General features: G+C 58.9%; 13 protein-coding genes. 5 read left to right on the forward strand and 8 right to left on the reverse strand.

Annotated features, from left to right (window positions below):
* Positions 1–32: 32 nt before the first annotated feature.
* Positions 33–620: a YceI family protein gene (locus JM93_RS08685; protein ID WP_145342343.1), complete on the reverse strand. Its 588-nt coding sequence runs from the start codon at positions 618–620 to the stop codon at positions 33–35.
* 374 nt (positions 621–994) lie between these two features.
* On the opposite strand from JM93_RS08685, the gene JM93_RS08690 reads away from it, so the two are divergent.
* Positions 995–1738, forward strand: coding sequence for a glycerophosphodiester phosphodiesterase (locus tag JM93_RS08690; protein WP_280114414.1), 744 nt, complete (start codon positions 995–997; stop codon positions 1736–1738).
* A 66-nt stretch (positions 1739–1804) separates the two neighbouring features.
* On the opposite strand, the gene JM93_RS08695 is transcribed toward JM93_RS08690, so the two are convergent.
* The 7 genes from JM93_RS08695 to JM93_RS08725 form a co-directional block, all read right to left on the reverse strand.
* Entirely contained in the window at positions 1805–3262 is a 1458-nt protein-coding gene (locus JM93_RS08695) for an NAD-dependent succinate-semialdehyde dehydrogenase (RefSeq protein WP_145342347.1), read from the reverse strand.
* Between the two features lie 193 nt (positions 3263–3455).
* Positions 3456–3848: a helix-turn-helix domain-containing protein gene (locus JM93_RS08700; protein WP_244300788.1), complete on the reverse strand. Its 393-nt coding sequence runs from the start codon at positions 3846–3848 to the stop codon at positions 3456–3458.
* Between the two features lie 175 nt (positions 3849–4023).
* Positions 4024–8388: a translocation/assembly module TamB domain-containing protein gene (locus JM93_RS08705; RefSeq protein WP_145342349.1), complete on the reverse strand. Its 4365-nt coding sequence runs from the start codon at positions 8386–8388 to the stop codon at positions 4024–4026.
* Positions 8389–8393: 5 nt separating this feature from the next.
* Positions 8394–10400, reverse strand: a complete 2007-nt coding sequence (locus JM93_RS08710; protein WP_208995050.1) for an autotransporter assembly complex protein TamA — start codon at positions 10398–10400, stop codon at positions 8394–8396.
* A 242-nt stretch (positions 10401–10642) separates the two neighbouring features.
* Positions 10643–12355, reverse strand: a complete 1713-nt coding sequence (locus JM93_RS08715) for a methyl-accepting chemotaxis protein (RefSeq protein WP_145342351.1) — start codon at positions 12353–12355, stop codon at positions 10643–10645.
* A 254-nt stretch (positions 12356–12609) separates the two neighbouring features.
* Positions 12610–13521: a bifunctional methylenetetrahydrofolate dehydrogenase/methenyltetrahydrofolate cyclohydrolase FolD gene (gene folD, locus JM93_RS08720; protein ID WP_145342353.1), complete on the reverse strand. Its 912-nt coding sequence runs from the start codon at positions 13519–13521 to the stop codon at positions 12610–12612.
* 132 nt (positions 13522–13653) lie between these two features.
* On the reverse strand, positions 13654–14856 hold the full coding sequence (locus tag JM93_RS08725; RefSeq protein WP_145342355.1) for an AGE family epimerase/isomerase: 1203 nt from the start codon (positions 14854–14856) through the stop codon (positions 13654–13656).
* 255 nt (positions 14857–15111) lie between these two features.
* Between JM93_RS08725 and JM93_RS08730 the strand changes: the two genes are divergently transcribed.
* The 4 genes from JM93_RS08730 to JM93_RS08745 all read left to right on the forward strand — a co-directional run bounded on the left by JM93_RS08730 (position 15112) and on the right by JM93_RS08745 (position 20723).
* Positions 15112–16242: a polysaccharide biosynthesis/export family protein gene (locus JM93_RS08730; protein ID WP_145342357.1), complete on the forward strand. Its 1131-nt coding sequence runs from the start codon at positions 15112–15114 to the stop codon at positions 16240–16242.
* Positions 16243–16334: 92 nt separating this feature from the next.
* A complete protein-coding gene (locus JM93_RS08735) occupies positions 16335–17690 on the forward strand; it encodes a capsule biosynthesis protein (protein WP_208995052.1) in 1356 nt (451 codons plus the stop codon).
* The gene (locus JM93_RS08740; protein WP_145342361.1) at positions 17674–18981 is read left to right on the forward strand and encodes a capsule biosynthesis protein; all 1308 of its coding nucleotides are present in this window, start codon (positions 17674–17676) and stop codon (positions 18979–18981) included. Before JM93_RS08735 ends, JM93_RS08740 begins: the two co-directional genes overlap by 17 nt.
* A complete protein-coding gene (locus JM93_RS08745; RefSeq protein ID WP_145342363.1) occupies positions 18981–20723 on the forward strand; it encodes a capsular polysaccharide export protein, LipB/KpsS family in 1743 nt (580 codons plus the stop codon). Before JM93_RS08740 ends, JM93_RS08745 begins: the two co-directional genes overlap by 1 nt.
* The last annotated feature ends 6 nt before the right edge of the window (positions 20724–20729 follow it).

The raw sequence follows: 20729 nt of genomic DNA on the forward strand, positions 1-20729 counted from the left end.
TCCCGGGCGTTCCGGAAGCCCGGTTGTTGAAGTTAGTTGGTTTCAGATCCGGCTTCGAGTGTTTCGGAATGGAAGGTGACTGACACTTCGTCGCCGACATAGGGCACGAACATGTCCATGCCATAGTCGCTGCGCTTGACGACCGTGGTGATCGCAAAGCCGACCGCCGGCTTTTTCGCCATCGGGTGCTCACCCATTGCGGTAACATCAACGTTCAAGGTTGCCGGTTTGGTTTTGCCCTTGATTGTCAGGTCGCCGGTGACCTCAAGCTGGTTTTCGCCAACCTGCTCGACACTCGTGCTTTTGAAAGTGGCCTGCGGATGGTTGGCAGCGTCGAAGAAATCTGGGCTTTTCAGGTGTTTGTCGCGCTCGGCCCAAAACGTGTCCATGCTGTCGATTTCAATGGTGAACTCGATGGATGAATTTGCCGGCGTGTCTTTGTCGATCAAAAGGGTGCCTTCCCACTCGCCGAAGCGGCCGTCGGTGGTGGAGTAGCCGAGATGGTCATAGGTGAAAGAAAGGTTGGAGTGCGACTTGTCGAACTCGTAGGCAACCGGTTCGGCGAAGGCGGTGCCTGTGAGCAGGGACAGGGCGAAAGCAGAAGCAGCAAGACGAAGCATGATCGTTCCTTACAAAATCAAAGGGTGTGTTGTGCGCCCGGTCTCGAACGCCACGAAGCTATACATATGCAGGATTTCGGGTGTGACAATTTGACTGACTGTCCATGGTGGCTGAACAATCCCTCAGAAATGGCGCTATGTGATCATATGCGTGCACTTAATGCGCCTTTTCTGCTGGGTAGTTTCAACACTAGCGCGAAATCTGGTTTTTGAAACTGTCTTGTGTGCTTGAGGTCTCACAAAGCTGTGTGAAGTGCGTAATTCAGCAAAACCGACGAAACTGTCATCTTTTCATCAAGAAAATCAGGCACTCCGAAGAGACTTTCCGGAAATCCAGGATCGAAAAATCGACTTGAACTCCCTGCACGTCAGGCGTGCAGGACAGGGAGCCTGTTTTGCAAAGAGCCGCTATCGTCTGCCATCGGGGGGCATGCCTGATGGCCCCGGAGAACACCCTTGCCTCTCTTGAAGCGGCCATCGCGCTCGGCGCGGAAGCGGTTGAATTCGATATCCGAACGAGCCAGGACGGCGTGCTTTATGTCCACCATGATGCCACTGTTGACCGCACCACGAACGGCACTGGCCGGTTTGCGGACCTGATGTCCTTCGAGATTGATCAGCTGGATGCCGGCACCTGGTTCGACACGCGTTTTGCCGGCGAGCGCGTGCCCCGGCTCGATACCTTTTTGGACGCATGCGCTGGACGAATTGCGACCTATGCGGAAATCAAGGACGCGGACCCGGCGGTGGTGCGCGATATGCTGGCCCGCCGCGGATTGCTGTCGACTGCGTGGACGTTTTCTTTTGACCAGTCGATTCGCGCTCAAACACGGGCCAAGGTGCCGGACTTCCGGCGCATGGTTCTGTTCCAGCATGTCGGCACCATTGAACGGGCAGTGGCATTGTCTGCGCACATTCTGGAATTTCATGCGGACGACCTGACGCCGGAGCGGGCCGATGCAGCCCGTGAGGCAGGCCTTATCACGCAGATGTTTTACGGTGGTGAGGACCGTGCCGTGTTTGAGCATGCCGTGCGCTGCGGCATCCAACAAATGAACATCGACCATGTCGATATCTACCGCGAGGTCGAGGCCGAGCTGATCGCGACCGCTGACTAGCGCTGAATATGGAAAAGCCGTGGTGCTGCGCCCCGGCTTGATCCGTCGTCTGTGCGGGCGAGGCTGTTACATGCCGAGACCGCCGAAGCAGCTGTACTTGATGTTCAGGTAGTCATCGAGGCCGTATTTCGAGCCTTCGTTGCCAAGTCCGCTGTCCTTTACGCCGCCAAACGGGGCGACTTCGGTGGTGATCACCCCTTCATTGACACCGACAAGACCATATTCCAGTTTTTCCATCACACGGAAGGACCGGCCCAGATCCTGGGTGTAGAAGTAGCAGGCGAGGCCATACTCGGTGTCGTTTGCCCGGGCAATCGCCTCGTCTTCATCCTTGAACCGGAACAATGCGGCGAGCGGACCGAAAGTCTCTTCACGGGCGACCTTCATGTCGGACGTGGCGTTGGTCACGACAGTCGGAGCAAAGAATGTTCCCGGTACGTCAATTCGCTTGCCACCGGTCTTTAGCGAACCGCCTTTTTCCAAAGCGTCGGCGACATGCGCCTCGACCTTGCCGAGGGCCGCCTCGTTGATCAATGGGCCCTGGGTTGTTCCCTGATCAAAACCGCTGCCGGGTTTGAGCTGCGCTTCGACGGCTGCCTTCAACTTGTCGGCAAACGCGTCGTAGACGCCGTCCTGGACGTAAATCCGGTTTGCACAGACGCAAGTCTGTCCGGAATTGCGGAACTTGGAGGCGATCGCGCCTTCCACGGCCTTGTCCAGATCCGCGTCGTCGAACACGATGAACGGCGCGTTGCCGCCCAGCTCCATGGAAATCTTCTTCATGTGCTTGCCTGCGTTTTCCGCAAGAAGCTTGCCGACGCGGGTCGATCCGGTGAACGTGATCTTGCGAAGAACCGGGTTCTCACACATTTCCGCCCCGATTGCCGCGGCATCCCCTGTCAGGATGTTGACCACGCCCTTGGGCAGGCCGGCCTTTTCAGCCATAACGCCAAAGGCGAGCGCGGAGTAGGGGGTGAATTCCGACGGCTTGATAACCATCGGGCAGCCGGCGGCGAGCGCGGCGCCGAGCTTGCGGGCGATCATCGAATTTGGGAAATTCCAAGGGGTGATCGCGCCGACCACACCCACCGGCTCCTTTGTCACGAGAATGCGCCGGTCCGGCCACGGTGAAGGGATCACGTCGCCATATACCCGTTTTGCTTCCTCTGCGAAGAAGCGGATGTATTTCACGCCAAGGCTGATTTCGCCCTTTGCTTCGGCCAATGGCTTGCCCATCTCCAAAGTGAGGAGCTGTGCCAGACCGTCAAGATTGGCCATGATCTCGTCGCACAGCTTGTGCATCAGATCGCCGCGCTGTTCCGCTGTCTTTGCCTTCCAGGCCGGAAACGCAAGACTTGCCGCCTCAATGGCCCGGGCGGTTTCCCCGCGTCCGCAATTCGGAATGGTGCCGATGATGTCACCGGTTGCCGGATTGTTGACCTCAATGGTCTGGCCGCTATCGGATCCGGTCCAGGTCCCGTCTATGTAAACGGTTTCGCGGGTGAGATTGGTGTCGAGCGTCATGAGGTGCCTCCTTTGAGACGTCCGCTTGTTCATTTCACACGAAGTGATAGGGCGCCGGGCGCGGGTCACGCAAGAGGCGCTTCGGGTCAGAATTTTTCTATAAATTGGAAATTGGGAAAGAAAGTCCCCGGAAGGTCGGCTTGTTCGTTCCAATTCCGCGCAATTGCGCGGAATTGGTTGGCCCGAAAAGAAACTACGCTGTTTCCTCGATGCGTTGCTTCAGCCGCTCGATTTCGTCCGCAAGCGCCAAAGACTGCTTGTGGACGCGATCTAGCGCCAGCCGCATGCTGTCAAGGTCTGCTGGGGCGCTGTCGTCCTGGATCGGTGGTGTGCCACGTCCGATCAACAGCCAGGTCGGGCTGACATTCAAAAGGCCGGCCAGCAGAACAAGCTTGTTCGAACGAGGCTCAGACCGGTCGCTTTCCCAGCCTTGCAGCGTTGATGTCTTGATGCCCAGCCGTCTGGCAAGCTGTGCCGTGGACAGGCCCACAGCGTCTCGCGCCTTGCAAATTCGTTCTCCCAGTGTGTAGTCCGTGCTTTGGGACATATATGCGTCATCCCCTTCGGTTTGGATGCCGATGGTCACGTGATTTCCCCCCGGGGTTGGTCCTGGCTGCACCAACCGAAAGTGGTGCAGCTTCGCCGCAAGCCTTGCACAGGCGGGGGTACCACTTCAACCGCAGGGCACCTTTCGTGTCGGTCCGGCGCATGGCCACACCGCTTTTTCGCAAGGACCTCCGCCGTTTTTACAGGGTTGGATTTTAATACTCGCGCTCGAAAAAGATACCCGCTTTGGAGGACCCATCCGCGCCGACCTCGCCGCGAACCTTCAAGCCGCGATCCAATTCAATGTCGACCTGCACCCGGCTGGAGCCGCTTCCGGTTCCCTGTTCGACACCGAGATAAATGTTGTCATTGACGTATTTGCCTACCGCGAGCGAAGGCCCGCCGTCGCCGTCGACATTCACATCGACCACATCAAGTCCGAGGGACTTACGGATGTCCGCCAGGGGACCGCTGTCGCTGCCGCCAGTCAGAACGGCAATCGAACTTGCCAGCTGCGCAATCTGTGTCGGAGACAGGTTGCCGACCGATCGGCCGAACAAGAGCAATGACAAGACTTCATCCTGAGGCAGTTCAGGCGCCGAGGTAAAAGAGACGGCCGGGTCGTCCGCGTTTCCTGCAACACCGACATTGATCGTGGTGTCGCTGACGGTCGTGGTCGCCAGGAAGTCGATCACCGGTGTCAGCGATCCGGAGAAAGTCGCGGATCCGCGGGAGAACACCAGTCTCCGGGTCAGGACATCAAGCTGTCCGCGGCGCAATTCGAATGCACCGATGGCTTGCGGATCACTTGTTGTACCGACGATCCTAAGGTTGCCTCCAAGTTCGGCATCCAGTCCGCGCCCTCGAATGAAAATACGGCCGGGAGCGTTCAAGGTGATGTCCAACCTCGGAGGATTGCTGGTTCCTTCCGCCTGCTTGCCGTCGCCGCCTCCGCCGAGTTCGTCAATCTGCTGCTGAACCGCCTTGGGCGCGTTAACGTGGCGCACAGCTACCGGCGAAACAGCGCCAGGCAACGTTTCGGGGATCGAAATGTCGGCTTTCTGGATCGTGATCGAGCCGCCGATCACAGCGGCGTTTCCTGTCCCGGCGAGATTACCGGTGACCGAAATGTCTGCGTCGATTTCTGCGGTCACCAGTCCGGCATCAACATATTTGACCCGGTTGAGTTTGGTGTTGATGTTCGCCGGCATGCCCTGGCCGAGACCAATGGTCCCGTTTGCGCTCAGCGTTCCGCCGCTGGAAACAGCTCCGTTGATCTGGTTGATCGAGACACCGTCTTGATTGACAGCGACCGAGCCAGTGACGTTTTGCACGGTCAATCCAGTGTTGAGGCTGGTGATCCGCACCCCGTTCGGCGTCACGGTCAGACTATAAGCAGGTTTTGAAAAACTGCCTGTCACTTTGCCGGCCACACTCACGGCACCTTCGCCGCGGATGCCCGCCTGCGTGAACTGGCGGCGCAAGGCCGCCAGTGGCGCGTTGCCGTTCAGATCAATGTTCAGCCGTCCGGGTGCGGCAATGTCGATTGACCCCGACGCTGTCATGCCGAGCCCACCGCCGCCGTCCAAAACGGTTTTCTGCGTAATTTGAGTTCCGGACAACGTTCCGTTTGAATCGACCGACACGGCGGCAAGGCCGTTGTTGCGCATTTCGGTGGCGGTCAGTTCCCGGCCTTGTATGGACCAGACGACCTTGGGATCCGCGCTCGTTCCACTGGCAGTGACGCTGCCCGAGAGTGTTCCGCTCAGGCCAAGGCCCGGCTGCACGCTGTTGGCAAGGGCAAGCGGGATCGCCTTAAGCTCGGCTTTCATATCGAGCGTTTCACCCGCTGTTCCGGCAACAGACAATTGGCCACTGCCCAGTTTCAGGGTGAGGCCGTCAACTTTTGCCGTTCCGCCTTCGTAAGACAGGTTGGCCGGGGCGGCGAGCGCCGTTGTCAGCTCCTGATAGCGGCCGTTCAGCGTCTCCAGAGCCGCTTTGAAACCGCCACTGGTCTGTTCAAGCCGGGCCGACAGATCCAGCCCGTCCGGCGTTCCGCCTTCGGTCAGGGCGATCATCGCGTCGATCTTTATGCCCTGTCCGTCCGGCACGACATCCAGTTGAGCAGACTTTACGAGGGTCGATCCGGCCAGAATATCTCCGGCGCGCACATTGGCCCGGAAACTGTTGGTGTCCGTCAGAGAGGCTGCCGAGGCCGCCAACTGCAAGGTTTCGATGTCCGCGCCCGGTACGACGACTTTGGTGGCCGTCAGATCCATCTTCAAGGATTCGGACCCGGAGCTTTCCGGCAGGGCGATGATGTCGCCGGAAAGCGCGCCCGAAATGTCTGTCAGGACCAAAGGCGACAGGGCGCTGAGGTCGGGCGCATCCACTTTGATCTCGCCATCCAAGGTCTGGAGTGCCCGAGCAAGATCACCGACTGTCATTTGACCGCTGATCCGGTTGCTGGCCAGCCTTATGTCGATCGGGTTGGCAACCGCCCCGCCATCCTTGCTGACAAGGTCTGCGGTTACCTTAATCGGGGCGCCCTGCAGCTCGCCCGATACCTCGACAGAGCCGCTTGGTTCGGTCTTCGATACGGTCGCATCAATCACCGCTGCAAGGGTCTTGAGCGGAGTCCCGGCCAGCAGAATTTCATCCGAATTGACCTTCAAACCGACTTCCGGTGTCTCGACCGTTCCCGAGGCAGTGAGGTCGAAGGTCATGTCGCCGGCGACCCGCGGTTCCAGCCGGCTCAAGTCGGTGAACGCGCCGGACAAATCAGCCTGGATGGCCTCTTGTTGCTTGCGCGCACCACCGGTCAAACTCAGACCGTTGGCCGCCAACTGAAGACCGGACACCTGAATATCATCAAGCGTGTCGAGCAAAATGTCCGCTGACAAGGTTGTCTCGCCCAAGAGCAAGCCGTCTGCTTGCGCGATCCCTGTTTTGACATCGCGGGCCGAGACACTAAGCCCAGCCGTTCCGGTGAGGGCCGACGGGTCAAGGTCTGCAGAAAAGGTGCTGCGCAGCGCGCCTTCCAATGACTGGCCTGACACATCGGAGAACACTGACAGATCAGGGGCCGTCAGCGTGCCGCTGGTGACGATGCTGCCGGCAGAGGCGGTGGTTTCTTCAAGCTCCAGCCGCGCAACGTCCGTGACGAGCCGGGAACTGTCCAGGCTGACGGATTGAGCAGCTCCGTCGGCCCGGCCGGCGGCCCGCAAGGAGATCGATCCGTCGGCAAGTTTCAGCTGCGGATCGGCCATTGCGACGCCGTTGATGTCCAGGTTCACCTGGAATGGCACCCTGAGGGCATCCGCTTGAAGATCCGCGCCGGTGCCGCCGGCATTCAGGGTAAGGCCCGAAATTTGCCCTTCGGTTGTTTGCAATGTCTGGGTGGTCAGATCTAAGGACCATTGCGCGTTTTCCAGCGTGCCGCTAACCGAAGCCTTCAGCCCGACGGGCCCTGCGGCTATCCGGCGCTCATCGATATCCAGAGCGATCAGAGCACCTTGCCCGCCTGACACGGAAATATCGGCATTGGCGCTGACCGCCTGACTGTCCGGATTGAACGTGCCTTTCAAGTCCGCCTTGACCGTCTGGGTCGACAGCGTGGCTTCACCGCCAAGCGGCACGAAATCCGGCGTCATGTCGAGATTGCCCACGAGGTCGGTCGTTCCCAGAACGAAGGCGCTGGCCACCGGCGGGGCAAGCCGCTCGATTTGCCCATCGAGATCGAAGCTCAGGCGTCGGGTGTCCTCGGTCGAGGTGATCTTGGCCGATCCGGAGGCAGTCTCGGCACCATCCAGCGCGATGCGCAGATCTGTGGCCCAATCGTTCAACGGGCCATCGCCTTTCAATTCGATATCAAGCGCGGGCAGATCTTGAATGCCGGCGAGGCGCGCCACGAGACCGCCGCGCGGTTCCTGAACACGGATGTCGAACCGCAGGGTTTCGGCGTCCGGCACGAAGGCGATTGTCGTGGTGATTTCGCCGGCAACCCCATCGATCCGCGTCACATCCAGATCGGTGGTCAATGTCAGTGGGGAGGGATCAACCGATCCGGCTGCGTTGACTGCAAGCGCGATCTCGGTGCCGATCACTGGTGCGCCAAGGTCGATTTCGGGAACCGAGATCCTGTCGATCTGAACCGCGAGGCCAAACGGCATGGAAAAGCCGCCGGACCCGGTCGTCTCCGGCTCAACCGGTGCATCTGAGGGCACGGCATCTGGCGTGCGGTCCAGGCGGATGCTGTCGGCGACAAGTCGCTCAACATGCACCCTGCGCCCGAGGAGCTCCAGCGGGGCCCAGGCGAGCGCGGCATTGTCGACCTCAAGCCACGTTCCGCGGGCGTCGGCCAGTGTCAGACTTTCGAGCTCCACATCGAGCCCAAAGCTGAGCTTCAGCCCGGTCAGCTCGATTTTTTGCTGTTCCGAGCTGGCCAGCGAGCTAATGAGCGAAGACACAAAAGTCTGGCCGACCGGAAATTGCAAAAACGCAATGACAGCGGAGGGGAGCGCCAGTGCGATCAGCACCAGCCACATCAAGCTGCGAAAAAAACGTTTCAGATAGGTCATAACCCTCAAAAGGCCTGACTGAGGCCAACGTAAATGGCAAAGTCCGGATCGTCTTTCTCCGGATCAAGCGGCACTCCGGCGTCGATGCGCAAGGGGCCAATTGGGGTAAAGTACCGCACTCCGGCACCAACACCTATCTTTAATCCGTCGGCAAAGTCCGGGAAACTGTCTTCATAAGCATTGCCGGCATCTACAAAGCCCACAACACCGATCGTGTCTGTGATCTTGACCCGCACTTCGCCCGACAGTTCAAGAAGGGACCGGCCACCTGCGACTTCTCCATCCACACGCGGGCCGACATTTCGATAGGCGTAGCCGCGGATTGACCCCCCCCCGCCCGCAATGAACCGGCGGCTCGCGGGAATGTCCTGAATGTCCGGCCCAAGGATCGATCCGGCCGAAACCCGGCCAGCCAGAATGAAGCGCTTGGCCTCATCAAGCGCGACATAGGTCGAGAAGGTGCCCTTCAAAAACACCATGGCGTTCTGACCGAGCGTGTCATAGGCAGGTTCGCCAAACACAGCTGCATATATGCCTTTGGACGGGTTCAGCTTGTCGTCGCGGCTGTCATAGACGGCGTCCGCCGGGGTGCCGACCAAAAGATAATCGGAGTTCCCGAACACATCCTCTTCGTTGGCATAAAACAGCTCCGCTCCGACCCGGCCGGTAAGGCGGTCGCTGTATTTTTTCGAAAGATAGGCGTCGAGTGTGACGTTGCGGCTGGTGTAGGCGTCCGGCGCTTCCTGCTTTGCGCCAAGGCTTGTTGTAAAGGTCGTCAACGGTCCGAAGGCACCCGGTTTTTCGAACGCAATCCGCGTCGAATACTCCATCTCATCGACGCTGTTCGAGCCGATTTGGCCAACGGACCCTTCGATAGACAGCAATTCGCCGCGCCCGAACAGGTTGCGCCGCCGCCAATAAGCTTCAAGCCCAAAGCCTTCGGTGCTGGACCAGGAGGCTCCGGCGCCAATCACATGGCGTTTGCGTTCGGTCACCTCGATGGTGATCGGCATGACCCCGTCTGGGCCGATATCGCCTTCAACCAGTCGGATCGACGAAAAAATGCCCAGCTCGTCGAGCCGCTTGCGCGCGGCCTCCAGCTCCTCCGGCGAGTAGGTGGCGCCGACCGGAATGATGGCCTGGCGCGCCACAAAGTCCGGGTCGGTCACTTCTGTGCCTGATACGCTGACAGCCCCGAAGCGCGCCTTGGGCCCGGCAATCGCACTCAACCGCACGTCCAGAAGATCGGTTTTGTGGTCGGCGACGATGACCCGTTCCGAGATGCGGGCTTTGGGGAAACCGTGATCCCGGAGCTTGCGCAGGATCGCCCGCTCGGCCGACAGGATTTCACCCGACAGGGCCGGTTCGCCCGGGGTCAGGCCCCACTCCGCCGGGTTTTCAGATAGGCCTGTGTCAGAGGCGGCAGCATCGGCAGCGGAAATTTCTATGTTGCCGAAACGGAACAGCGGGCCGGGATCGACCAGGATCTGAACGGGAAGCGGGCGCGCCGAGGAGACGTTGCCCGTTTCAAGCGCCTGTTCGAGGGTCTCGTCTCCCAACCGGATTGTTAGCGTCCCACCGTAGTACCCGGCACCATACAAGCTTGCCACGATGCGCTCCCGGTCGGACAGGGCCCGCGCGATGAGGCCATCCGTTCCCGAGGGCTGCTTGCTCTCTTCAGAGACAAGAAGCGAGGCGCTTTCCAAACGGCTCTGAAGGTCTTCTTTTTCGGAGCTGAGTGACAGCTCGGCCTTGTAGGGCAGGGGATTAGGGACCGTCTGCGTTTCTTCCGCGTCGGATCCCCACAACCGGACCCCGAACAGTTCGAATGCCGATGCGGGAAGCGGCGTCAGGCACGTGGACACAAGAAGACCGAACGCCACGGCCTTCAGCAGCTTGCTGCAGGGTTTTTGGGCGTAAACCTCCCGTGCCGGCGAAGCGATGTGCTTCCCGGTGGCCAAGACAACTGTGGCGCCCTTTTCAGACAAGGGCGCACGAGACGGTCGACGCACCACTAACTGCCGCCTGTTCCAGGTTGGGACCCTGAGCCGGATTGGCTCTGATGTCACCGGTGAAGGACAGGCCGCACCCCACGCACGACCTGCCGGTTAACTGCCCAGCCCCTTGGAAAAGCTAGAACAAGTTGGTTAAGGCTTCCTAACACCGGGATGCCGGAGCCGTCCAGAGTGCGGGGCATCACCGCCCATTTTCCGGCCGTGGGTGACTTTTCTGCCGCAGCGTTACAACAAATTGATTATGCCGCTGCCTGATCTTGCGCGTTCATGGCCGATATGGCTGCTGCGAGCTCGTCGAGAAGCCGCAGCACGTCAACACTGGCCTCGTCCATCGCGTGGAGCGCTGCCGACATCTTGGCTGTGTTGTTCTCAGCTGCACCGTCCAGCGCTTCTTTCGCGGCTGCATGTACGATTTCGTGCGGTGAGACCAGCGCCTTGAAGGACGGGAGAGCCTGGATTCGGGGATCCTGGAGCCCGTCATACCACTTGCCGAGCCGGCAATTGTGGTGGTCGGGCACATCATGGCTGGACCAGTTCTCCGCGCCCATGCAGGTATCCACAACGCGCTTTTTAAAGACGACATGGTCGATCTTGGCCATGTAGCACAGCGCAACAGGCGATTCCGGGTCGAAGCTGTCGCGGGCATTTTCAAGGAAATTCGCCGAGCTGTCCTTCATGTTATAGGACACTTCTTCAACAAATTTGCTGCTCTCGGACGCCAGTTTTGCGACACCGTTGATGCTGCCTGCGATTTCATCACATGCATGCTTTTGCTGGGACAGGATCCCTGCGATTTCGCTCATCCGGTGCGAAACACCGGACACCTGGCTGGCAAACTGATCAATTTGCAAGGACGTTTGCTCGATTGCCTCTTCACTTTGCGAAACCGCGTTGGTGGACAGCTCCATGTTGCCCTGGATCGTCGACATGCCCTCCCGCAACGCCGTGATACGGGCGGCGATGTCCTCTGTCGATTTCGCTGTCTGGGTGGCCAGTTGTTTGACCTCTTGCGCAACGACTGCAAACCCTTTGCCCGCCTCACCGGCGCGGGCGGCTTCGATTGTCGCGTTCAGCGCCAGAAGATTGGTTTGCTGGGCAATGCCTTCAATGACGGACAGCATCTGGCCAATTTGATCGGACGCTTCGGAGAGTTCATCAACACTGTTCGATGTCTGGCTGACGGCGCTCGAAATGTTCGATATGACCTCGGACAATTTCCGCACTGTTGCCTGGGAATCCGCCGCAGAGTTGCTGCTGTCCTGGGCCTCCTGTGCGGCCATGTCGCTGGTGTTGGTGATCTCGGAAATGGACGATACGAGTTCGGTGGCTGCGGAGGATATTGTCTCGCCGCTGGAAGCAACTTCGGCGGAGTTTCGTTGCAGCAGGGCAAGCTGCAGGGCAACGCCGTTTAGATTTGCGACCGAGCGTGACAGATTGCCAAGCGCAGTGGTCTTGTCTTCCCTGAGCTCGGAAACGGCTTTGGCAATTGACGCCGTCTGATAGCCGTTTAACGAGGTTGCGATGTCGGCAAACATGCGGCAAATGAGGGTTTCGCAGGCTTTGTCGAAGCCGCCTCGGTCGAACCGGAATTTTTTGTTGAGCGCGGGAAGAATGCGGATCAGCACCCAACCGTAGGCAGCAATATACCACGTGGGTGACAAACCGTGTTCCAGATGAACCGCACCGATATGCTCAGAGTTTTTCAGGGTTTCCTCTGACAAGCCGCTTTCAAACAACCGTTTCCAGTGGGCTGTCTGTGCTTTCTTGGTTGGTTCCAGCCGGTCCGGAGAAGAAAACAAAGCGCTCGCGGGTGAACCTTGGAGTTGCTGGTAAAAGTCATCCATCATGGATGGCATGATCTCATCAAGCAGCCGGTTAATGTCTTTCAACTTGTCGTTTTTGCTAAAGGCGCAGCCTAGGAAATCCAATGCGGCCCTGTGGTCGTCGTGCATGCCTACCCCCAAGTCGGCCACACACCGTGAAGCTTAGCCGTGTGAGGCTTTATTGCTTACGGTTGTGTAGTATCGCTGAATTCTACTGGAAATTATTAGAGTTACTCTTGGGGAATTTTATAAAGCCTAAAGTGTTAATAAAATTTTCAATGTGGGTTACGTGTTTAACCTTAGGGCTGGTGTTTTGATGACTATCAGCCCCAAGGTTTTGTCGGCGCATGGTTGATATTGCGTTTCTGTCGGCGTCCTTCAATTTAAAACAGCGGGGTTTCTTCCGGCAGGCCGAGTTGACGCCGTGCGGCGGTCAGCGTGTTGGCCATCAGCATGGCGATCGTCATGGGGCCAACGCCGCCGGGCACCGGTGTGATGGCGCCAGCATGCTGAACCGCTTCGTCAAAGGCCACATCGCCAATAAGCCGGTTTTTGCCTTCGCCAAGGTCCGGAGCGGGAACCCGGTTGATGCCAACGTCGATTACGGTCGCGCCCGGTTTGATCCAGTCGCCCCTGATCATTTCCGGTCGGCCGACGGCCGCGACGACAATATCGGCTGCGCGCACAACGTCAGGCAGGTCGCGGGTTCGGCTGTGGGCCACGGTCACCGTGCAGCTCTCCTGCAGCAAAAGGCTCGCCATCGGTTTGCCGACGATGTTGGAGCGCCCGACCACAACCGCGTTCTGGCCTGACAGCGTATCTCCCAGGGTGCGCTTCAAAAGCACGAGACTGCCCGCAGGCGTGCATGGCACAAGCGCATGATCGCGTTCGCCGGTCGTCAAGAGGCCGACATTGACCGGGTGAAACCCATCGACATCCTTTTCCGGCTTGATGAGCCGGAGGACTTTGCTCTCATCAATGTGCTTCGGCAGCGGCAACTGGACGAGGATGCCATGAACGGCCGGATCATTGTTCAGCGTCTCGACCAATGCCAGGACGTCCGCTTCCGGGGTGGCCGCGTCAAGCGTGTGCTTGATGGAGTTGAAGCCGCAAGCCTCTGCCGTCCGGTCTTTGTTGCGGACATAAACCTGGCTCGCCGGGTCTTCGCCAACCAGCACCACCGCCAGACCCGGACGGATGCCCTGCGCGTCCAAAAGGCCGGCTGCACGGCTGGAGATTTCGTCGCGAACGGAAGCGGCAACTGCCTTGCCGTCTATGATACGAGCGTCTGTCATGAAAAACCTTGGGTCTTTTTGAAATACCGGCTGGGTGATGGCGCAACCTAGTCGCAAACACACCGGTTCGAAAACAGCATTTGCGGCGTTCTGTGCTTCACATTCGCCATGGGGCCCTTGAGATGGACCATCTCAACTGCGTTTAAGGTCTGCGGCAAAGGCGTGCAGTTCGCCAATCGCGCAAATGATATGGTAGAAAGAACTCGCCGGGGCTGGCTCGTCGATGAACCTGCCGTCTTCTTTGAGCTTGTCGCGCCACAAGCCCGCAGGCACATCCTTGAAGTACTGCATTAACGCATCGGATGCGCGCACGATGTCGTTCTGAAAGGCATCTTGCTCCGGGCCAACCGAGATCCGCGCCAGGATGACTGCGGCCTTGATCCACTCGGTTTGGCCCCACAGCCGGGCGAGCGGATCGTGCGTTTCGAGGTCGTCATTCAGTGCCATGATTGCCACTTGGCGTTCCGCATCGATCCCGAACTGCTCGCCGATCTGATAGAGCCGCCTCGCTGCACTGATTGCATCCGCGCGGTTGCGCAGGATGCCCCAGCGGATCAAAAGCCATGCCCACTCGAACTGATGCCCCGGCTCCATGATGCGTCCCGTTTCATCTGGCATCGGCGACCAATCCAGATCGAAAAACTCGCGCAGCCCGCCGGTTGCCGGGTCGATGAATTTCGTGAGGGCGAGGTCGGCGATCTCGTCGGCAAGTTCCCGCCAGCGCGTGTCTTCCGCTGTCTGCTCCAGCTCGAGCGAGGCCTCGAACAAATGCATGTGGGGATTTGAGCGCAGCGGCGCGCGAACAGGATTTGCCTCATGGAAACCGCCGTCCGTGTGTGCAAAACCCTTGCGCAGATGATCCAGCAACGCCGATGCCTTGGCGTGCATGTCCGGCGCGCTTTGCGGAATGGCTCGCGCCAACCGGCCCATGGCGAACAGGGCAAACGCCTGATTGTATAGGTCGAACGTCGGGTCCGCCTCGCTGGTGGCAATTGTGATTGCGCTGATTGCGGTGCCGTCCTCGTTGAAATAGGAAGACAGATACGACTCCATCCCGCTGCGGGCGATCTGGAGCGCCGGGCCGTCCCAGCCCAGATCTGCGGCTTCGAGAAAAGAAAAAACCTGGCGGGGTTGAACACGCGCGCGCCGGGCAGGGGCGGCTTCCTGGTGGGACACAAGGTCAAGGGTTTCGGCAAAAGCGCCTGTATCCGGGTCGATCCCATGTGTGTGCCAAAACGGAAATGCATCTTGCAGAGCCCACCGGTCAAGTGCGGCAGAGGCTTCGATGACCTTTTCTGTGAGCGTGCTGCCGTCTACGGTCTCGTTTTCCGTCATCTTGTGGGCCCTCATTCGGTGAAGATGGTGATTCACGCGGGTATTTCCCAAATCGCAGCTTGCTGCAATCCCGGCCATTCGCGTTTTTCTGGTGACAAACCGACAAAGCCACTCAGTTCATTAAGGATTTCAGTGTCAACTGTTGCGCGGGGACAACATGAATGGACCAAGCCGGGGATTTTTGAATCCATCCTTGGACATTAAACCAGAGGCCGTGCTAGGACCACCGCACTTGGTTGGGTGGATCGGATAAGAATGAGAGTTTTCACAGTACTTGCCGTTGCTGCAGCTTTAACAGGTTGCGCGGCTTTGCCGGGTGATGGCCCCGCGGCAATAAACATCACCAGCCAAGACATCGAGTCCGAGCAGAGTGTCGCTGACTACACCGTCATAAAAATCGACAGCTCGAACATCGAAACCATCAAGCGCTACCGGCCGCTGGCCTTTGCCAACCAGTTCAGGGGGGTCGGAAACGGCGGATCCAGTACGTTGCTCGGTGTCGGCGACACCTTGAGCGTCGGTATTTGGGAAGCTTCTCCCGATGGGCTCTTTTCGGACAAGGATGGTGGTGCCAGCACGATCCCGGCGGTCATCGATGAGTCCGGCAGCATCTTTATTCCCTACGCGGGCCGAATTCGCGCAGCTGGCCTCAGTGTCGAAGGCCTTCGGCAATCAATTCAGCAAAAGCTGGTCGGCAAGGCCGTCGAACCGCAGGTTCTCGTAACTCTCAATCAAAAACTGAGCTCGACCGCTGTTGTGGTGGGAGACGTGGGCAAGCCCGGCGTTTATCCGTTGCCGGTGCGCAACACGCGGCTTTTGGACCTGGTTGCAACTGCGGGCGGAGCGCGGCAGGCCACGTTTGAAACCGTGGTGACGCTGAAGCGGGGCAACCGCTCGGGCACGACGCGGTTGGAGCACCTGATCGACTACCCGGAAAACAACGTTGTCATTTCGCCGAACGACAATATCTTGCTGTCGCACCGTCCGCGCACCTTCTCCGCCTTTGGTGCTGTAAAAGCCAACCAGCTTGTGCCCTTCCGCACGAAAAGCGTGACGCTTGCTGAAGCCCTGGCAACGGTCGGAGGGCTGAATGACAACAAAGCCGATGCAACCGGCGTGTTCCTCTTCAGGTTCGAAGACTCCGACCTTGTGCGTTCGGTCAGGCCAGAGGTTGCCTCCAAAATTGCCGCTCATACACAGGTTCCTGCCGTCTACCGCTTGAATATGCGGGATCCGAGCGGATTTTTCCTGGCGCGGCATTTTGAAATGCGGGACAAGGACATTCTGTTCGTCTCGAACCATCCGACAGCCGAGTTTGGCAAGTTCTTGCAGATTATTGCACCGCTCATCAGCAACTATGCGGTCGTGAGCTCGGTCACGGACTAAGGTTCTGGCAGAACGCCCTCTATTTGTGTAAAGCGGGAACGGGCGGACTTCGGTCCGCCCGCTGCCGTATGTGTAAGCTGGTGATCCGTTCTTTGACCCATTCTTCGCCAAGCCCGAAGGTTTTTCTTTTTCTGCAGGGCCCGCCTTCCATTTTCGCGCGCACGGTCGCCGACGAACTGGAGCGGCTCGGCGCGAAAACACTGCGCGTCAATTTGTGTGCGGGCGATTGGCTCAGCTGGCACGACAAGCGCGCGACGTCCTATCGTGGCCGTTTGTCGGACTGGAAGGACTGGCTTCGTGCGTATTGCAAGTCAAATGGCGTCACGGATCTGGTCTACTACGCTGACCGCGTGCCCTATCATGTGGCGGCGGTGGAAGTTGCCGCCGAGCTGGGCATCACTCCGACGACTTATGAATTCGGCTACTTGCGGCCGGATTGGATCACCGTCGAGCGATGTGGCATGTCGGCCCATTCTCTGTTCCCGAATGATCCGGATATAATTCGCAAAGCATCCGCGAGCTTGCCCGACATTGACCGGAGGCCATTGTACAAATTCGGTTTCTGGACTGAGGCGGTTCGCGAAGTCACCTACAACATGTCGAATGTGCTGTTCAAACTGGCCTATCCGCATTTCGTCCGTGACAAGCTGTATCATCCTTTGATCGATTACCTCAGCAACATACCGCGTCTTTTGATGTCCCGCACGAGGGACAGGAACGCCAAACACCTTATCGATGACGTGATCGGTGTCGGTCTGCCTTATTTCGTTTTTCCGCTGCAGCTGCAGAGCGATTATCAACTGCGCTACAATTCTCCCTTCGATCACATCGCAGAAGCGGCAGAGCAGGTCATCCGGTCTTTCGCAGGGCATGCACCCCCGGAAGCCCGGCTTGTGTTCAAGGTGCATCCGCTCGACAATGGCATGGAGCCCTGGCGCAAGATCCTCCGTCAGCTTGCCCGGCATTACGGGGTCAAAAAGCGGGTCTATGTGATCGACGGCGGCAATCTGGACCATCTCTTGCATCACGCCGCTGGCTCGCTCACCATCAACAGCACGACCGGCATTCACGCATTGCGGGTCGGCTGTCCGACCAAGGTTCTCGGCATCGCGCTGTACGACATTCCTGAGCTGACCTGCCAGAAACCTCTGGATGCTTTCTGGCGCGAGGGAACCGCGCCGGATCCTGCGCTTGTTGCCGATCTTGAGAAGCTGCTGGCAGCGACGATCCAGGTGAAAGGCTGTTTTTACACGCCTGAGGGACGCCATGCGGGCGCTACGGTCATGGCACAGCGTCTCAACGAGGAGACGGTGAACCTGCCGGGTGCGCTGCTGGACGCACCGCCGCGGATCGCAAAGGCGCGCAGTCTCGGGATCGCAACGACTTTTGACGAGCAAATGAAAGCGCGCGGCAAGACAGAGCTTTGGACCCATGCCTGGCGCGGATGACACGTCATGCCGGTCCGGGGTGCGCAGGGTCCTGTTTTTGCAAGGCCCGCTCAGCCCGTTGTTCCGGCTGACAGGCGAGGAGATCCGCAAGGCGGGGCATAAGGTATTCCGTATCAACCTGTGCGCCGGGGACTGGCTGCATTGGCACGGGCCGGAGACCACATCATTCAAAGACCGTGTGTCAGACTGGCCGGACTTCATTCAACGGTTCCTGGATGATAAGAAAATCACCGATCTGGTGCTGCACGGGGACCAGCGCATATATCACCGGGCAGCCGTGTCCGCAGCACGCGAGCGCGGTGTTTATGTGGCGGTCAGCGAACTGGGCTATCTCAGACCGGGATGGATGACGTTGGAGCGGGACGGCCTGTCGACCCTTAGTCATTTCCCCAAGGATCCAGAGAGAATTCGCAAAATCGCCGAATCTGTTGCCCCGATCGACCTTGGGCCGCAGTTTCCCGCTTCGTTTTACCTTCAGACCGTGCCGGATGTAATCTACAACCTCACCAATGTGTTCCTGAAGTTTCTTTATCCACATTATGAGCGGCATACGATCTATCCGCCCGTCCTTGAGTACCTGCGCGGAGCGTGGCGCCTTCTTGATGAAAAACGCCGAAACAGAATTGCGCATGACAAGATCAGGGCTTTGAAAGCGTCAAAGCAGCCGTTTTTTGTCTTGCCCTTGCAGCTGGAGGGAGATTTTCAGCTGCGGCGCCATTCGCCCTATGAAAGCTTTTCGGACGTGCTTGAGGTGATCCTGTCCTCATTTGCAAAAGAAGCCCCGTCCGATGCCGTTCTTGCCATCAAGACCCACCCACTTGATGTGGGGTTTGAAAATTGGCCGGCGGAGATTGACCGTCTGGCACGCGACAGCGGCTTGCAGGGGCGGATCGTGTTTTTGGATGGCGGCGGCCTCGGTCCATTGTTTGAAGGTGCGGCCGGTTTGGTTACGTTGAATTCGACGGCAGGCCTTGAAGCGCTTCAGGCTGGGTGCCCGGTCAAAACGCTGGTGCCAGCACATTATGATGTTGAAGGATTGACGCATTCCGGCACATTGGCGTCATTCTGGAACGCACCGGCAAAACCGGACGGAGATCTGCTGGCTGCCTATGTGATGGCAATCGCCGGGACCATTCAGGTGCGTGGCTCGATCCATAATCAAGAGGGGGGGCCGGTTGCCGCGCGCAATATTGCGGAGCGATTGCTGGAGAGGCGGCTGAACGAACCTGGTGGCTTTGAGGCGGAACCGCCTCGTCTGGCCGCCGCTCGCGCCTTGGGGGTCCCTCTGTGATGGCCCAGGCGTTTCCAAGACTTCAACGGCTCTACACGGCGGATGTCACCTTGGACGCGGTCCGCGCAAAGATCGAAAGGATGACCGGAGCCAGGTTTGTAAGTAGTGCGCCGGGTAAAGCAGATGTGATAGCTTGCGGTCCGGCAGACGCCGCGCTTGAAAAAGCAATCAAGCTGTCAGGCGGGAAAAAGCCGGTTCTGGTGGTGTTGCCGGGCCTGTTTCCATGCGCTTCAAAAACGTATCCGTCTTCTATAACGGCAATTTTTCTGCCGCCGGTTGCGCGTCAAGGGGAACCTGGATCGGCCCTGGATGCACTGGTGAACGCATTTTTGGCCGAAACAGCGCCAGAACCGCCGGAAACCGCAACACCGTTTCTTGATCGTGTGCGGGACGGCCACCGGGTGCACCGGTTTTCCGCCGCGGAGGTTGCCGGCGATGAAGCGGACAAAGCCAGCCGAAGCTTCATGGAGGAGCCTTCGTCAGGTGCCATTTCAGATCCGTTTTGGCAGAAGATTTTGGCGGCGGAGCCGGACAAGGCGCGTCTGGCCATCCGCTGTGAGCGGTTGCTAACCGAACTGACCACTTGGTTCGAGCCCTATTCTGGTTCGGCAATCACAGCGGATGAAGCGCTGGATATCGCATCGTTGATCGAAACGCGCTGGCAGGAGAATGTGCGTGCGTCGCACTGCTATGGCGCACAATATTGGAACCATCCATCCATCAACGCGACTTTTGCCGGACCTGGCGGCCCGGTGGTGTTTCACGACGACTGGGAGCTGGCCGTTGAGGCTGCCAAACGCGATGGCGGACAGGTGCTCTCCTGGGCGGGCCGCACGGCGCCGGAGATCGAACAGGCGTGTGATGCGGCTGGAGTGCCACTGCTGCGGATTGAAGACGGTTTTCTGCGCTCTGTCGGCCTAGGCGCCGGTCTGGCGCGCGGCGCGATGCTCGCGGTCGACGACCTTGGCATTTACTACGACCCGGCGCGCAAGAGCCGGCTTGAAGTCCTGCTTGAGACATATGACTTGAGCGCCGGCGAGATGGCGCGCGGCCGCGCGCTGATTGACGTGATCGTTCAGGCGCGGGTTTCCAAGTACAATTTCGGCAAGGCTAAGCCGACACGGTTCGATACGGACCAGCGCATCATCCTTGTTCCGGGGCAGGTGGCAGACGATGCCGCCATTCGCAAGTCCCGGTCTGAAACAATCGATTGCGCCAATACGCCAAACGTCAATCTCGATCTCCTCCGGCTTGCCCGGGAGCGCAATCCTGACGCCTATATCGTTTTCAAGCCGCATCCGGACGTCGAAACCGGATTGCGCAAAGGCAAACTCTTGCCAGCTGAAACGGCTGGCCTTGCCAATCATGTCGCAGCTCATGCCAATATTGTTGATCTTGTTGACGCCTGCGACGCGGTCGAAACGTTTTCCTCCCTTGCGGGATATGAAGCACTGCTGCGCGGCAAGACGGTAACTGTGCACGGGCTTCCGTTTTACGCTGGCTGGGGTTTGACCGAAGACCTGACATCTGTGCCGGAACGGACACGGGCCAGAACCCTCGAAGAGCTTGTTTATCTGGCGTTGGTGGTCTACGCCCGAACGATTGATCCGGTCAGCCTGGTGCACTGTTCTCCAGAGTTTTTGGTCAAACGGCTCAGCGAGCAGCGCGCAGACCGCAGGCACCTTTTCATGACGGCAGTCCGGCGGCACATGAGCTGGCTTGGCCGTAAACTTGGCATTTGACCACCT

It is taken from the genome of Roseibium hamelinense, assembly GCF_007830545.1.
Classification (GTDB): Bacteria; Pseudomonadota; Alphaproteobacteria; order Rhizobiales; family Stappiaceae; genus Roseibium; species Roseibium hamelinense.

What these genes read in the sequence shown, in the direction of transcription:
- JM93_RS08715 (WP_145342351.1), bottom strand. Translation starts at nt 12,355, where the DNA reads ATGCACGACGACCACAGGGCCGCATTGGATTTCCTAGGCTGCGCCTTT.
- JM93_RS08705 (WP_145342349.1), bottom strand. Translation starts at nt 8,388, where the DNA reads ATGACCTATCTGAAACGTTTTTTTCGCAGCTTGATGTGGCTGGTGCTG.
- JM93_RS08695 (WP_145342347.1), bottom strand. Translation starts at nt 3,262, where the DNA reads ATGACGCTCGACACCAATCTCACCCGCGAAACCGTTTACATAGACGGG.
- folD (WP_145342353.1), bottom strand. Translation starts at nt 13,521, where the DNA reads ATGACAGACGCTCGTATCATAGACGGCAAGGCAGTTGCCGCTTCCGTT.
- JM93_RS08685 (WP_145342343.1), bottom strand. Translation starts at nt 620, where the DNA reads ATGCTTCGTCTTGCTGCTTCTGCTTTCGCCCTGTCCCTGCTCACAGGC.
- JM93_RS08745 (WP_145342363.1), top strand. Translation starts at nt 18,981, where the DNA reads ATGGCCCAGGCGTTTCCAAGACTTCAACGGCTCTACACGGCGGATGTC.
- JM93_RS08740 (WP_145342361.1), top strand. Translation starts at nt 17,674, where the DNA reads ATGCCTGGCGCGGATGACACGTCATGCCGGTCCGGGGTGCGCAGGGTC.
- JM93_RS08725 (WP_145342355.1), bottom strand. Translation starts at nt 14,856, where the DNA reads ATGACGGAAAACGAGACCGTAGACGGCAGCACGCTCACAGAAAAGGTC.
- JM93_RS08730 (WP_145342357.1), top strand. Translation starts at nt 15,112, where the DNA reads ATGAGAGTTTTCACAGTACTTGCCGTTGCTGCAGCTTTAACAGGTTGC.